Genomic DNA, 14,028 nt, shown 5'->3' on the forward strand with positions numbered 1-14,028 from the left:
CCTCGGTACCGCCCGTGTGGTCCGGCACCGTGTGAACACCAATACTTATTTCCCCTGATGAAAAACCGGTTGAACGAGTATGGACATCGAAGCGTTCTTCGAGAACATGCCGTTTGCCGACCTGCTCGATATCGAAATAACCACAGTCGACAACGGGTACGCCGAAGGGCATATCCAAATGCGCGAAGAGCTGTCGTGGAACGAAGAGCAGATAATGGCCCACGGCGGCGTCACGTTCACGCTCGCAGACACCGTTGGTGGGGCCGCTCTGGTGTCGCTCGTCGACCAGCCGGTGCCGACCATCGATATGCGCATCGATTACCTCGAAGCCGGGACAGGGGACCTCCGAGCAGAGGCGGATGTGGTTCGCCACGGCGGTGACGTTGGCGTCGTCAGCGTCGAAGTGTACGCTGAAGACGGCACACAGGTCGCGGACGCACGCGGCGTCTACAAGACGGGGTAGCGCAACCAGACGGGGTCGCTCAACTGCAGCGACTGCACAGCTTCCGACACTGTCACAGCCACTTGAATCCAATGTCAGATTCACTCACAGCACTCGACGAGGTACGGTACGAGCCGAGCGAGACGTTCGTGACCGAGAGCAACGTCTACGCGTTCATGCAAAAGCACGGCATCGAGGACTTCGAAGAACTCCACAGGCGGACGGTCACCGATATCGACGGTGAACCGGCATCCGGACTGGACTGGTTCTGGGACGAGATAGTCGACTATCTCGACCTGGAATTTTACGAGGCGTACGAGCAAGTCCGCGATGACACAGACGGCCCCCAGTTCACGGACTGGTACGTCGGTGGGGAACTCAACATCGCGCACAACGTCGTCGACCGTCACGCAGCCCCAGATTCAGAGACCCGAAATACCGTCGCGACAATCTGGGAGGGTGAAAACGGGACAGTCCGTGAGGTTACCTATCACGAACTCCACCAACAGGCCAATCGCGTCGCCAATGCACTCGAAGAGCGCGGTGTCGGACCCGGTGACACCGTCGGGATGTACATGCCGATGGTCCCGGAAATCGTCACATTGCTGTATGGCTGTTTCAAAGTCGGTGCGATTGCTGTCCCTATTTTCTCCGGCTTCGGGGTCGACGCGACAGCAACCCGCATCGAAGACGCCGAGTGTTCAGTCCTGTTCACCGGCGATGGCTTCTACCGCCGGGGCAGCGAAATCGACCTGAAATCGGCCGCCGACGAGGCTATCGAAGCGGCCGGCCACGTCGAACACACCATTGTCTATAATCGGCTTGGTTCTACGGAGTCTGGGCTCTCGTGGGACTCAGACCGTGACGAATGGTGGGCAGACGCAGTCGGTTCCCAATCTGCCGACTACGAGACCCAGTCGCTCCCCGCCGACCACGAGTCGATGCTGCTGTACTCATCCGGGACAACGGGCAAACCCAAAGGTATCGTCCACACGCACGCCGGCGGGCTCGTCCAGCCGGCGAAGGAAATCTTCTTTTCGTTCGACCACAAGCCCGCAGACCGGTTTTTCTGGGTCTCGGACATCGGCTGGATGATGGGGCCGTGGACGCTGATCGGCAATCACGCCCACGGTGGCACCGTCTTCCTGTATGAGGGGGCCCCCGACTATCCCGAGCCGGACCGGTTCTGGGAAATGATCGACACCCACAATCTGTCGGTGTTCGGGATTTCACCGACGGCGATCCGTTCGCTACAGAAACACGGCGACGAGTGGCCGGATGGGCACGACCTTTCGACGTTGCGCCTGCTGGGTTCAACTGGCGAGCCGTGGGACCCGGACTCCTGGGAGTGGTTTCTGGAGAACGTCGGCGACGGCACGACACCGATTATGAACATCTCCGGCGGAACGGAGATATTCGGCTGTTTCCTGCAACCGACGCCGCTGCATTCGCTGAAGCCGGGGACGCTTGGTGGTCCGGCGCTCGGCATGGACATCGACATCGTCGATGCACAAGGGGAATCCGTTGCCGAAGCCAACGAGAAGGGGTATCTGGTCTGTCAGTCGTCAGCGCCGTCGATGACAAAGTCGCTGTGGAGCGGTGACGAGCGGTACCTCGAAGAGTACTGGTCGCGGTTCGGCGATATGTGGGACCACGGCGACTGGGCACAGAAAGACGAGGACGGCTTCTGGTTCTTACACGGTCGGTCGGACGACGTGCTCAACGTCGCCGGCCGGAAGGTCGGCCCGGCCGAGGTCGAGAGCGCACTCATCGAACACGATGCGGTCAACGCCGCTGTTGCGATCGGTGCGGACGACGAAACGAAGGGGACTGCAGTTGTCACATATGTCATCCTCAACGAGGGGTTCGAGGAGTCAGCGGACCTTCGCGAGGCGCTGCGCGCGCAAGTCGGGAGAGCGCTTGGCAAGCCGTTCCGTCCGCGTGAAGTCCGCTTCGTCGATGAATTTCCGGAGACCCAGTCGGGAAAAATTGTACGGCGAATCATTCAGAATGTCTACGAGGGCGCAGAACTGGGGGACCTCTCAAGTATCGAGAACCCCGACGCGATCGACGAAATCGACAACGCGCGGTGAAATACTTCCCTGTCTGTTTGTGACTGTTTGCGGACACAGGCAATACAAGCACACAATCAGCCGCACGACGACACTACTTGAATCACGGCGGAGGACAGAACCGCTGCCGGAGTCTACGTAAAGCTCACACCGACATCGTGCATGTCCTCGTTGTATCGAGCGATATTGATGAGCAGTGGCGTCAGACTCTCGACCTCCGTAGCGTTCGATAGCGGCCCAGCAGGGATAGGCCGGACACCTGCGAGGTCAGCAGTTAGCGCCACGACTCGCTCGCTGATCGTCGGGTCATCCGCGACCACCAGCGTATCTACATCGAGCGTGGCCTCTAGATCTGCCAGCCGGTCCGCTGCAAGGTTGTGGAACGCGCCGGCCACTGGAACAGATTCAGGGGCTCGCTCCGCGACAAACTCGGTAACGCTCCCCGTCGACGGCGGTCGGTAGTGGAGTCCATCCCCGTCGCCTTGCATCCCGACAGCGGGGCTGATGAGCAGTTGGTCCGAGAGCACGTCATCCGCAGTCAGTGCTTCAACCGTATCGCCGACGTGGTGTGGCGGAATAGCCAGGATAACCACGTCTGCACCGGCCGCAGCGCTACTGTTGTCTGTCCCGTTGATTCCAGTCTCGACGCCGTGCTCGGACAGTCGTTCTTCGTACGTGCTCGCTCGCTCGGTGGCTTTCGCAGCGTCCCGCGAGCCGATCGTAATCGTGTGGTCCGTGTCCGAGGCAAACCGCATTGCGAGCCCCTCACCGATGTCACCAGTACCGCCCAGTATTGCTAACTCCATGCGCTTGCATAACGCCCCTTGAAACAAGAAGGTTTGTCCTGTCACGCGAATCGCTGACTACCATCGTTGCTGCCGGCAGACGAGAGCCGAGCGCGTCAGCAATGTGAAGACCACCCAGTGCCAAACGCGAACGGTTATTCGACCCAGACTGTCTTTTTGTTGACGAACTCTTTGATTCCCATCTCCGAGAGTTCACGGCCGTAGCCGGCGTCTTTGATGCCGCCGAACGGGACCCGCGGATCTGATTTGGTCATCTCGTTGATGTAGACACAGCCCGCGGAGACCTCTCGTGCCAGCCGCTGGCCGCGTTCCCGGTCCGCAGTCCAGAGGCTCGCACCCAGCCCGAAACGGGTGTCGTTCGCGACTGCGATTGCTTCCTCTACATCGGCGACCTCGTAGACGGTCGCCACTGGGCCGAACGTCTCCTCGGTATCAGCGGGGCATCCTGAAGGAATGTCAGTCAGTACTGTCGGTGGGTAGAACGCACCGGCCCGGTCAAGCGGCTCGCCCCCAGTCAACAGCGTTGCACCGGCGTCGACGCTGGTCTGTACCTGGTCGTGGAGTTCGGCCATGAGGTCAGGGTCAGCCTGTGGACCGACATCAGTTTCGTCGGCCATCGGGTCGCCGACAGTGAGGTTTTCGAAGGCAGCGACGAGCCGCTCAACGTACTCCTCGTAGACGTCTGTGTGAACGATGAAGCGCTTGGCGGCAATGCACGATTGTCCGCCGTTGAGCGTCCGTGCTTGTACCCCAGTCTCAACGGCAGCGTCGAGGTCCGCGTCGTCGAGGACCATAAACGGGTCAGACCCACCGAGTTCCAGCACAGTCTTTTTCAGGTGTTTGCCGGCCGTTTCGGCGACGGCGCGCCCAGCGGGACCACTTCCGGTAAGCGTCGCCGCGCGAACGCGTTCGTCTGCGAGAACGCCGTCGACATCGCTGGAACCGACCAACAGCGTTTGGAATGCGCCTTCGGGATAGCCCGCTTCGGTAAACACCTCTTCGAGCGCGAGCGCACACCCGGGAACGTTCGAGGCGTGTTTGAGGAGGCCGACGTTGCCGGCAGTGAGATAGGGCGCGGCAAAGCGAACGACCTGCCAGAACGGGTAGTTCCAGGGCATCACCGCGAGTACCGGCCCGAGCGGGTCGTGGACCGTCTTTACTTCTGTCCCCGGCGGGCTGGGGTGGTGCTCATCGGAGAGATATTTGTGCGCGTATTCAGCGTAGTGGTCACACGCCCAGGCACACTTTTCGACTTCAGCGACGGCCTGAGTGATGGGTTTGCCCATCTCCCGGGTCATCAGCTCTGCGTACCGCTGTTTGTTCTCCCGGAGGACCTCACCAGCGTTTACGAGCAATTGCTCGCGCTCACGCAACGGAACATCACGCCACTCCTCGAACGTCGCTGCGGCTCGGTCCAGTTTCCGTTCGACCGTGTCGTCATCATCCGGGTCATACACGTCTAGCCGCTCACCCGTGGCTGGGTTGACTGACTCCATATCGGTTCAGTCTTCGGCGTCACACGTACATTAATCTTTACTGACCTAACTAATCTGATAGACGACAGCGTTAGCTTTTATATTCATAGGTCAGAAATGTGCTGATGATGTACAAGCACGTAGCCCTGTTAGTCAGACAGGACGGCATGTCTCACGAGGAGTTCGTCGACTACTGGCAGACCAATCACACGCCGATTGCAAAGGACATCGAGGGCGTGGTTCGCTACCAGCAAGTCCTTCCAACAGAACCAGCACACGCCGAATTCGACGGACTGGCGGAGCTGTACTTCGAGACGCTTGCGGACCTGCACGAGGCGCTGGGTAGTCCCGGCTCCCGTGACTATGACCCCACGAAAGCGGTCGCCGCGAAGGCCCGCGAGGACGTGAACAACTTCCTTGCTGTCGAGGAGCGGCCGCGTATTATCGGCGAAGAGATCGTCCAGAAAGACGAGGTCGACGGCGACACCGACGGCCTCTACAAGCACTCGGCGTTTCTCGTCCGGCAGGACGACATGACACACGATGAGTTCGTCGACTACTGGCAGAGCAACCATACACCGATTGCCCGCGAAATCGAGGGCGTCGTCAAGTACAATACGGTCATCCCCACTGACCCCGAGAACGCCGAGTTCGACGGCGTCGCCGAACTCTACTTTGACGACCTCGAGAAGCTATACGACGCGCTCGGCAGCGAAGGGTCGCGGGATTACGCGCCCGACAAAGGGAAAGCGAAAGCGGCACGCGAGGACGTGGATAACTTCTTGGCTATCGACGAGCGGCCCCGGTTTATCGGCCAGGAACAGCTCGTCCAGGACGAGGGGTAGTATGCCCGACTACGAGGAGCAAGTCACGGAGGCGTTCCCGGAACTCGACTACATCTCGTCGGACAGCCTCCGCAGCAACGTCATCGAGGCGTGGACACTCGCGCTCGACCGAGGTGGCTGGCGCGACATTACCGATATCCCCTACGCCTGGAACATCCACGAAGTAACCAACGTCAGGCACGTCCGCGGTGTCACCAGAATCGCACGGGAATCCGCTATCGAACAGCAGGAGTTCCACAGTGCCGACCCCGATATGGACGTCATCGTGGCAGCCACACTACTCCACGACGTCGGAAAATGCTACGAGTACGTCGACTTCGTCGAGGACGAGAAGCTACTCGACCCGGACCCGAAATACGCAACCGAAGAGGTCCCACACTCCCTGTCAGGCTATGCACTCGCACACGAGGTCGGCTGTCCGCTGGCGGTCCAACGAGCGATTCCGCACTTTATCGGCGAGATCCCGACGCGGACACTGGAAGCCGAACTCGTCAAGAGTGCGAACTCCGCGTCCTCGAACGCGATTACCCAGTCAACGATGGGCATCACGCTGCAGGAGTGGGTCGATGAGTATTCCCAGACGTAGCCACTGGCGCGAACGATAGCGCTCTGCCACAGCGTCGACCGGCGAAACTAGTCCCTACGAGGCCTTCATTTTGAGTTTTCAATGGATTTCTACGCCTCCAACCAGCATTTACGTCTAAATGCATCGAAAATATCCTCATACATCATAATTCCTTGCCATAAATGTCCCTAAAGGAGCCTGGTTTCGAAAATTCTCGTCAAAAGAATGATTAAGACAATTATTCATGTGGAAGTGCGGAGAAATACCACTCTTTCGAGTGTATATACACATATCGAGGGTATGCTGCGGCTTATGCGCTGAATTCGATGTACGATTTGATAGTATCCGGCGACTTCTCGAATGCGTCTGCAAACCCCGACACCGAGCACTGGGTCGTCATGATAGACGCAAGGAACCAGTCCGGGTATTCTGCAAGTGTGTTACGAGCGCGTTTGTAATGCCGGACGTTAGAGTTCACGCTCCCGAGCAACGCTTTGTTCTGGAGGACCAACTGCCTGTGAAGCGCTCCACCGTTGACAGTAAATTCCCAGTCCTCAGGGATGCCAAGGAGGACCCCGACTCCGTTCGCATCGAGTGCCTCGACCGTCGAAAACGCGTGTTTTGCGTGCCCCGTCGCCTCGAACACCAGATCCATCGGCTCGTGGACATCGGGTATCTCGTCGACGGCCGTCTGTCGAGAATTAACGTAGGTAGCCCCCAGTTCCTCGATAATGTCGATGGTCGGGTCCGGCCGTTCACGACGGCCGAGACAGTACGTCCGCTCACACCGGTCTGCAAGCATCGCCAATGTGAGCAGTCCTAGCGGTCCGTTTCCGAGGACGAGTCCGGAAGCATTCTGCCACTCGAAGGTCGACCTGGAACGCTGTGCCAACTCGAGTGCCTTTTCGGCATTGCTGATCGGTTCGACCAGGAATCCGACATCCGCCAGCGATTCCGGGATCGGGACGAGAAACGATGCGGGTGTGGTGAAGTACTCGGCCATGTAGCCGTGCGCCCCCGCAATCCCCCGTTCGACATACTCACCTGGTGGAGCCATATCGGGCTCGTTGTTCTCGAAGAACCGACTCGACGTGTTTGCGGGCCGCCGGACTGTCGGGACGACAATCTCTCCCTCGTTCAGCGCGGTCCCGTTCGAGGACTCCACGACGCCGACGGCCTCGTGGCCCAGTATCTGGTAGTCGCTGCCCTCGGGAAACTCGCCATGTGATCCCGATAGCACCTCAAAGTCCGTTCCGTCGATGCCAACACGGAGCGTCCGCACGAGCACCTCTCCCTCGTCCGGTTCCGGGCGCTCGATGTCGATGCGTTCTGGTCGAGTCTTCCCCCGCTTGACAGCGATTGCATCCATTGTTGTAGGTATCCCCGTGAGTGAAACGCACCATCCATCAACAGTTGAATGTTTCGACCAATAGACAGAGGGACTTCGGCGAAATTATTTCGTATTACGAAAAGCTGTGAGGATGCGGGAAGCATACTGAACGACAGCGGTGTGAACGGCAAGTGGATGAGAAAGAACCGATGCAGCACCGCTACAGTACGATATGTGCATATTTAGGAGGGCCAGGTTCAGGTGAGTGAATTAGAATAATATGTGTACGGCTGTTATTTCGCTCACCACTCGCTCTCAAATGGTTTCGCTAAAAGAAATACCCTATCTCGGATAAAAATTTCTGTTGGGATATGTATGGCATTGCTGAAACTGCCGTCGGTCAGCTAGGACTGGAGTTGCTGCGGCTGTACTGAACATTGCTGATTCCAGGCTATATTGATAATGGCCGTGAACACGAATGGCTGACGAATGACTCAGATTTGCTCCGCATTGAGTTGCCTGACGGCGCTCAGAATCATCCCGGGGACATCCTCCTGTAACCGCTTCCCGCTCAGCCGTTCAGCGTGTCCTGCCACGTACACGGCTGCGGTTGTAGACTGGTCCTGAATCGGAACCGCGACGCAGTTTACGTCTGGATACTGCTCGCGACGCTCGAACGCGATACCTCGGTCCCGGATATTGTCGAGTTCGGCAGTGAGCGTCTGGCGATCCGTAATCGTGTTCTCGGTCATTGCAGGCAGACCAGTGTGGTCTAAAATAGCATCGACCGCCTCTGGGTCGGTCGCCGCGAGGATTGCCTTTCCCGGAGCGCTGCAGTGAAAACACGGGGAGTTTACGTGTCTCGGAGAGTCGTCAACAGCGGTGTGATAGACGTCGGCAATTTGCTTTTCGCACTTGATAACCAGTCCGGCAGACTCGCCGGTCGTCGCTGATATCTGGTCTATCTGGGGCTTCGTGTCGTGGTAGATGGGGGCCTGAGATTTAACGTGTTCGCCGATATCGGCAAACTGTAACGTCAGCTGATAGTTTCCTGTACTCTTTGTAACGTAGCCTGACTGCAACAGCGTATTCAGGTGCTTGTATGTCGTACTCCGAGTGTACCCGAGTTGCTCGGCCACCTCTGAGACGCCAAGCGGCCCGTCGGCGTCTCTGAGCACGTCGACGATGGCGAACGTCTTCATCGGTGCCGAAAGTGTTGCTGTCTCAGTTTTATCGGGCATAAGATTACTACTCCCGTCTATAGCTTAAGTTTTTATTATTATGAAACGATCGTTACCAGTCGGCGACGCTACCGTCCTCGTGCCGCCATATCGGGTTGTGCCAGTCGAGATCGGCCTCTGCTTTCTCCCGAACAACGTCTAGCGCTACGTCGATACCCAGTCCCGGGCCGTCCAGCGTCTTCAGGTAGCCGTCGTCGAACGCAAACGGGTTCGAATTCAGCAGGTCGTGTGCGGGACTGGTCGTCTCAGAGTGGACGTCGAACCCCTGATCCTGGACTAACAGGTTCGGAACGACCGTATCCACCTGGATCGACGCAGCCAGCGCAATTGGACCCAGTGGGCAGTTCGGTGCAATGGCGACGTCGTGTGACTCCGCCATGTTAGCAAGTTTGACCATCTCTGAAATACCGCCTGCGTGAGAGACATCGGGCTGAATCACGTCAATCGCCCCCGTTTTGAGGAGGTCTTTGTAATCCCATCTCGAGTACAGTCGCTCACCTGCTGCGATTGGTGCGCGTGTCTGTGCCGCGATGTTCGGAAGGTGTTCGATGTTCTCGGGAAGCACTGGCTCTTCGATGAACATCGGTTCGACGGATTCGAGGCGGTTGGTGAGGGTCTTGGCCATCGATTTTGATACTCGGCCTCTGAAATCGATCCCGAGATCCACTCGGTCGTCCACCGCTGTTCGAACGTGCTGAATCCGTTCTGTGATCTCGTCGAGCGACGCCTTCGTTTCGATGAACCGGGTCTGATTCGTCGCATCCATTTTGAGTGCGGTGTAGCCGGCCTCGGCTAACCGCGTCGCTTCTGCAGCGACATCCTCCGGCCGGTCACCGCCGATCCACTTATACACTCTAACCTTATCACGGCTCTTCCCACCCAACAGTTCGTACACAGGTGCACCGAAGTGTTTCCCCTTGATATCCCAGAGCGCCTGATTGATACCAGCGATGGCAGACATCAGGATCGGTCCGCCGCGATAGAACCCGCCACGGTACAGCGCTTGCCAGTGATCCTCGATTCTAAACGGGTCCTTCCCGATGAGATACTGGTCCAGCATCTCCTCGACCGCCGCTCGAACTGTTTTCGCTCTCCCCTCGATGACGGGCTCACCCCACCCCAGAACTCCGGTGTTGGTTTCTAGTTTCAGGAAGACCCAGCGGGGAGGGATTTCGAACAGTTCGTATCCGGTGATTTGCATACTGCCGCATCGTATCCGGAGTGTGATTAACCTTCATGATATAATCTGCATAATCCAGCTCCCACTGGGTTTACATATCGGTTGTGCGGCTGTGTATCGTGACGGTCGTCACCGCTGTCAGCTATCGACAGGACTCCAGAGGGCGGAAAAGAGACCAGTGTGAGTTAGCCGTTTCAATTCGTTGCTTCTCATCGATGATCGATACGTGCCATTCGCTAGGGTTGCTGGTGTAGCCAGCTATCCCAGCGCACTCCACTCGATATGTTTCGAGAGTTCCGGTGGATCGTCCGGATTGTATCCCTTCTTGACGGCCGTCTTGTACGTGAGCGATTGCAGGATCTTCAACGGGACTATCGGGTGGTCCGGTGATCGGGACGGGAGTTTGATTGAGATGTCTCCACCGTAGTCGTTCGTCGGCCGCCGCAGGACAATTGTGATCACTCCGGCGTCGCGTAGCTTTGAAACGACCTCGCTGGTCAACGATGACTTCGATTCTCGGGTCGCAATGACGAGTGCCGGCTCACCGGCAGCGTTTGCGATGGGACCGTGGCTGATTTCCGGTGTCGGGAGTGCTGTCGTATGCAACAGTGCACCCTCGCCGAACTTCGTCGCCGCCTCGCCTGCAAGCCCATATTCGATCCCCTGTCCGAGAGTGTAGAGTGTCTTGGCCTCCGCGAGGACAGCGACGGCTGCCTGAAAGTCCTGGTCGATGACGTTCCGGCATGTGCGTTGCAGTTCGCTCGGTGTGTACTCACTGTATTTGCTTTCGAGCAGCGAGAACGTCAGCATCAACGCGGCATCGACTGTTTTGGTAGCAAGGACTGCTTTCTCGGTCCCCGCCGGCGTGACGAGGATCTCGTCCGCTACAGACCCCAGCGTCGAATCGGCGCTGTTTGTAATACCGATAACGAATGCACCTCCCTCTTTTGCTCGGCGAGCGGCTGTAACGGTTTCAGACGTTTCGCCGGACTGGGAGTAGGCGACGACAACCGTTTCCTCAGTAATCGGCGGACCGGCGAACAGATATTCTGACGCGGCGTGCGCCGTTGCATCGATGCCGCTCTGGAAAGACGCATACTGACCGATCACGCCGGTCCAGTACGAGGATCCACAGCCGATGAAGTGGACTCGGTCAGCGTGTGCAATACGCTCGCGTGGCTCGGAAAGGTCGTGCGTGCTCAGTTCGAAATCGTTCAGTCGGTCGATACCGGAACGGATCTCGTCGTAGACTGCGTGTGTGGTCATGTTTTGATGTTCATGGGACGGCACTGTGGTCAGTTGTTTCAGCGACAACGCCGGCAGAGGCTTCGGTCAGCCAGCAACTGTCTGACTGACCGAAGCCTCTCTGCGATCACTTAGATTACCAATTGATGGCAGTGTATTATAAAACCATACGATAGGTATTTGTGATAGCCCACAGGAACACAGTGTTACGAAGAATATCCTAAACAATTAATTATATATACTACATGGGTCGTTGGTGATAGCATATGTCAGACAGTAGTTTGCGGAGTGGCAAGCGACGTCGCTTCATCAAAAGCGCCGGAGCGGCAACAGTCACGCTGCTCGCGGGCTGTGGCGGCAACGAAAGTTCAGAGAGTACCTCCGGGGATGGCGGGGACGGCGACTCTGGCGCGAGCACCGGGGAGCAATCGAATGATATAACCACCCTCACAGTCCGTCACTTCGTCAATGACCACATTGAGACGTTCTACGAGAAGCACAATCCCATACTGAAGAAAGAACACGGGATCAGCGTGGATTTCGAGACGATGGGCTGGGGCGTCGCTCGGAAGAAGCAAAACAACAGTATCTCCACCCGGACCGGTCCGGACGTCGAAGAGATCGCATCGACGTGGATGCCACAACAGGTCAATTCCGACGGCTGGATGGACCTCGAAGAAGCCGGCGTCTCGATGCCGACAGACAATATCTACGAGTCACCGCTTCAGATCGGTAAATTCGACGGCGTCCGGGCTGGGTTCCCCTGGTTCTGGGGACCCCGCGGACACATTTATTATAAATCGCTGTTCGAGGAAGCCGGTATCGATGGCCCTCCGTCGACCTGGGACGAACTCGCGAATGATGCGTCGAAGTACAACACGCAGGCCGAAAAGTGGGAACAGGAAGGCTACAACACGAGATACCTGTTCGGCATTCCGGGGGCGAACAACTGGGCAGTCGTCCAGTACTATATGATGCTCATCTGGCAAAACGGCGGGAGCGTGATCGACGGGTCCAAGCCGACATTCGACAGTGACGCGGCGGTGGAGGCGCTGAATTTCTACAAGGACCTGTCGACGACGCACAAGGCGTCCCCACAGGCGTCAGTCGAGTGGAACGGCGTTGCACGGAACAACGCGTTTAGCAGCAAACGGATAGCCTCGACGTGGCAGGGGCTCAGAGTAGCAAACGATATCGACGCCGAACTCGGCGTCGGCAAGCCGCCGGCCGGTCCCCGGGGAGAGTCGTCGACCTTCTTCGGAGTGAACCTCATGGGCATCCATCCCTGGACGAAGAAGAAGAGCGAAGCCGCGACGTTCATCGAGTATCTGATGCAGCCGGAGGTCAACGCAGAACTCGCGAAGGGCTCTGGCTTCTTGCCGACGATCAAGAGTAGCTTCGAGCAAGACGCCTTCCAGGGTGAGCTGTATCAGTCCTTCAGTGAAGACGTTCTGAACAACACAAACGCCAAGACAGCGCCGCAAGTCGTGGGCTGGGGTGATGTCTCCGGAGCGATCAAGGGGGCTGTCACGAAGGTACTCACGAAGGCAGCAACGGACTCCTGGTCCGAAGGCGATACCGAGAAGGCACTCCAACAGGCTGCGATGCAGGCAGAAAACGCGCTTCAAGGATAACCTCGGAAAACAGGCGTTTCAGTGTGGTTCTGTGCTTGTCCGGTCGAATAGCTACTATAGTAACAATTGAAACGATGTCCACACTGATCGCACTGCCGTCGTGCGATCAGGTGTGCATTGATTTTCAATGGCTACTATAGCTTTGTGTCGGGACCGTGTCACTCTAGCGTCGTGCAGAACGGTTAAATACATTGCATAATAATCGATTGTGTATGCTCCTGTCCGCGTACCAGCGAGTCAGACGTCGACTCCCAGCGGTTCATATCCCATACGTTAGCTCGTTACCTGCAAGCCAGCGCTTCGGACTCAAGCTCATTGCCCCGGCTCTGGCAATGATGCTTCTCGTCCACGGGATTCCAGTCATCCTCGGGTTCGTTATGAGCTTCTACGAGTTCCCGTCGCTCAGATACACTGACTGGTTCCGCCCAGAGACGTTCGTCGGGCTTGACCACTTCGCGAAGGTCTTCCAGAAGGATACGATCTATGGCGCACAGTTCTGGAACTCGCTCAAAGTCACCATTCTGTACACGGTTGGCTCGGTCGTAGGGACGTACGTTCTCGGGCTCGTCACCGCACTCACCCTCGATAAGCAATTCCGGGGGAAGCTTGTCGCGAGGACCGTGATTCTGATTCCGTACGTGACACCGGTTGTCGTCACGCTTCTCACCTGGCGGATGATGTTCCGGAGCGATACTGGAGTCATCAACGCGTTACTCCGGCAGGCCGGACTCATCGAGGGGTCCCTGTTCTGGCTACTGGGTCCAAACTCACTGTACGCGATAATCATCGCGAACGTCTGGCGGAACTTCCCGTATGCGGCGATCATGTTGTACGCCGGACTGCAGTCGGTACCGGAGCAATTGTACGAGGCTGCAGAGATAGACGGGGCCGGCCGATGGGGGAAGCTGCGGTACGTGACGCTGCCACAGTTGAAGCCTGTCTCTGCCGTCATTCTGCTGCTGTTGATCCTCTGGACCTTCATCAACTTCCCCGTCCCGTATATTTTGCTGGGAGGGTCACCGAGCGAATCGGGGAACGTCCTGATGTTGCTCATCTACTCCTTTGGCTTCAAACAGAGTGCATACGGGATCGGGTCCGCGCTCAGCGCGATGCTGTTCCTGTTCTCTATGACCATCGCATACGTCTATTACAAGCGCGTTGTGGCGTCTAGCTACGACGGAGGGGCTATCTGA

The 14,028-nt window shown here is 57.6% G+C and carries 12 protein-coding genes; 6 read left to right on the forward strand and 6 right to left on the reverse strand.

All coding sequences use genetic code 11. The features are described 5' to 3' along the window. Positions 1–79 precede the first annotated feature (79 nt). Positions 80–463, forward strand: a complete 384-nt coding sequence (locus tag HAH_RS16640; protein WP_014030864.1) for a PaaI family thioesterase — start codon at positions 80–82, stop codon at positions 461–463. 71 nt (positions 464–534) lie between these two features. Continuing rightward, the gene (locus HAH_RS16645; RefSeq protein WP_014030865.1) at positions 535–2,535 is read left to right on the forward strand and encodes an AMP-binding protein; all 2,001 of its coding nucleotides are present in this window, start codon (positions 535–537) and stop codon (positions 2,533–2,535) included. Between the two features lie 113 nt (positions 2,536–2,648). Here the strand turns inward: HAH_RS16645 and npdG are convergent, their stop codons facing one another. After that, a complete protein-coding gene (gene npdG / locus HAH_RS16650) occupies positions 2,649–3,320 on the reverse strand; it encodes an NADPH-dependent F420 reductase (protein ID WP_014030866.1) in 672 nt (223 codons plus the stop codon). Between the two features lie 134 nt (positions 3,321–3,454). Further along, entirely contained in the window at positions 3,455–4,816 is a 1,362-nt protein-coding gene (locus HAH_RS16655) for an NAD-dependent succinate-semialdehyde dehydrogenase (RefSeq protein WP_014030867.1), read from the reverse strand. 104 nt (positions 4,817–4,920) lie between these two features. Between HAH_RS16655 and HAH_RS16660 the strand changes: the two genes are divergently transcribed. Together HAH_RS16660 and HAH_RS16665 are read left to right on the forward strand one after the other, a co-directional pair. Then, positions 4,921–5,640 (forward strand): EthD domain-containing protein, encoded by a 720-nt coding sequence (locus HAH_RS16660; protein ID WP_023842934.1) that lies wholly within the window; start codon positions 4,921–4,923, stop codon positions 5,638–5,640. Position 5,641: 1 nt separating this feature from the next. Further along, positions 5,642–6,226, forward strand: a complete 585-nt coding sequence (locus HAH_RS16665; protein WP_014030869.1) for an HD domain-containing protein — start codon at positions 5,642–5,644, stop codon at positions 6,224–6,226. A 289-nt stretch (positions 6,227–6,515) separates the two neighbouring features. On the opposite strand, the gene HAH_RS16670 is transcribed toward HAH_RS16665, so the two are convergent. From HAH_RS16670 to HAH_RS16685, 4 genes are all read right to left on the reverse strand, one after another. Then, on the reverse strand, positions 6,516–7,574 hold the full coding sequence (locus tag HAH_RS16670) for a glucose 1-dehydrogenase (protein WP_014030870.1): 1,059 nt from the start codon (positions 7,572–7,574) through the stop codon (positions 6,516–6,518). A 455-nt stretch (positions 7,575–8,029) separates the two neighbouring features. Continuing rightward, the gene (locus tag HAH_RS16675; RefSeq protein WP_014030871.1) at positions 8,030–8,776 is read right to left on the reverse strand and encodes an IclR family transcriptional regulator; all 747 of its coding nucleotides are present in this window, start codon (positions 8,774–8,776) and stop codon (positions 8,030–8,032) included. A 52-nt stretch (positions 8,777–8,828) separates the two neighbouring features. Then, entirely contained in the window at positions 8,829–9,977 is a 1,149-nt protein-coding gene (gene dgoD, locus HAH_RS16680) for a galactonate dehydratase (protein WP_014030872.1), read from the reverse strand. Between the two features lie 237 nt (positions 9,978–10,214). Then, positions 10,215–11,222: an SIS domain-containing protein gene (locus HAH_RS16685; protein ID WP_014030873.1), complete on the reverse strand. Its 1,008-nt coding sequence runs from the start codon at positions 11,220–11,222 to the stop codon at positions 10,215–10,217. A 245-nt stretch (positions 11,223–11,467) separates the two neighbouring features. Here HAH_RS16685 and HAH_RS16690 point away from each other — a divergent pair, with 245 nt between their 5' ends. Both HAH_RS16690 and HAH_RS16695 read left to right on the forward strand, forming a co-directional pair. Then, entirely contained in the window at positions 11,468–12,835 is a 1,368-nt protein-coding gene (locus HAH_RS16690; protein ID WP_014030874.1) for an extracellular solute-binding protein, read from the forward strand. 332 nt (positions 12,836–13,167) lie between these two features. After that, positions 13,168–14,028 (forward strand): carbohydrate ABC transporter permease, encoded by an 861-nt coding sequence (locus HAH_RS16695; protein WP_008308407.1) that lies wholly within the window; start codon positions 13,168–13,170, stop codon positions 14,026–14,028.

The sequence above is a fragment of the Haloarcula hispanica ATCC 33960 genome, assembly GCF_000223905.1.
Taxonomy (GTDB): Archaea; Halobacteriota; Halobacteria; order Halobacteriales; family Haloarculaceae; genus Haloarcula; species Haloarcula hispanica.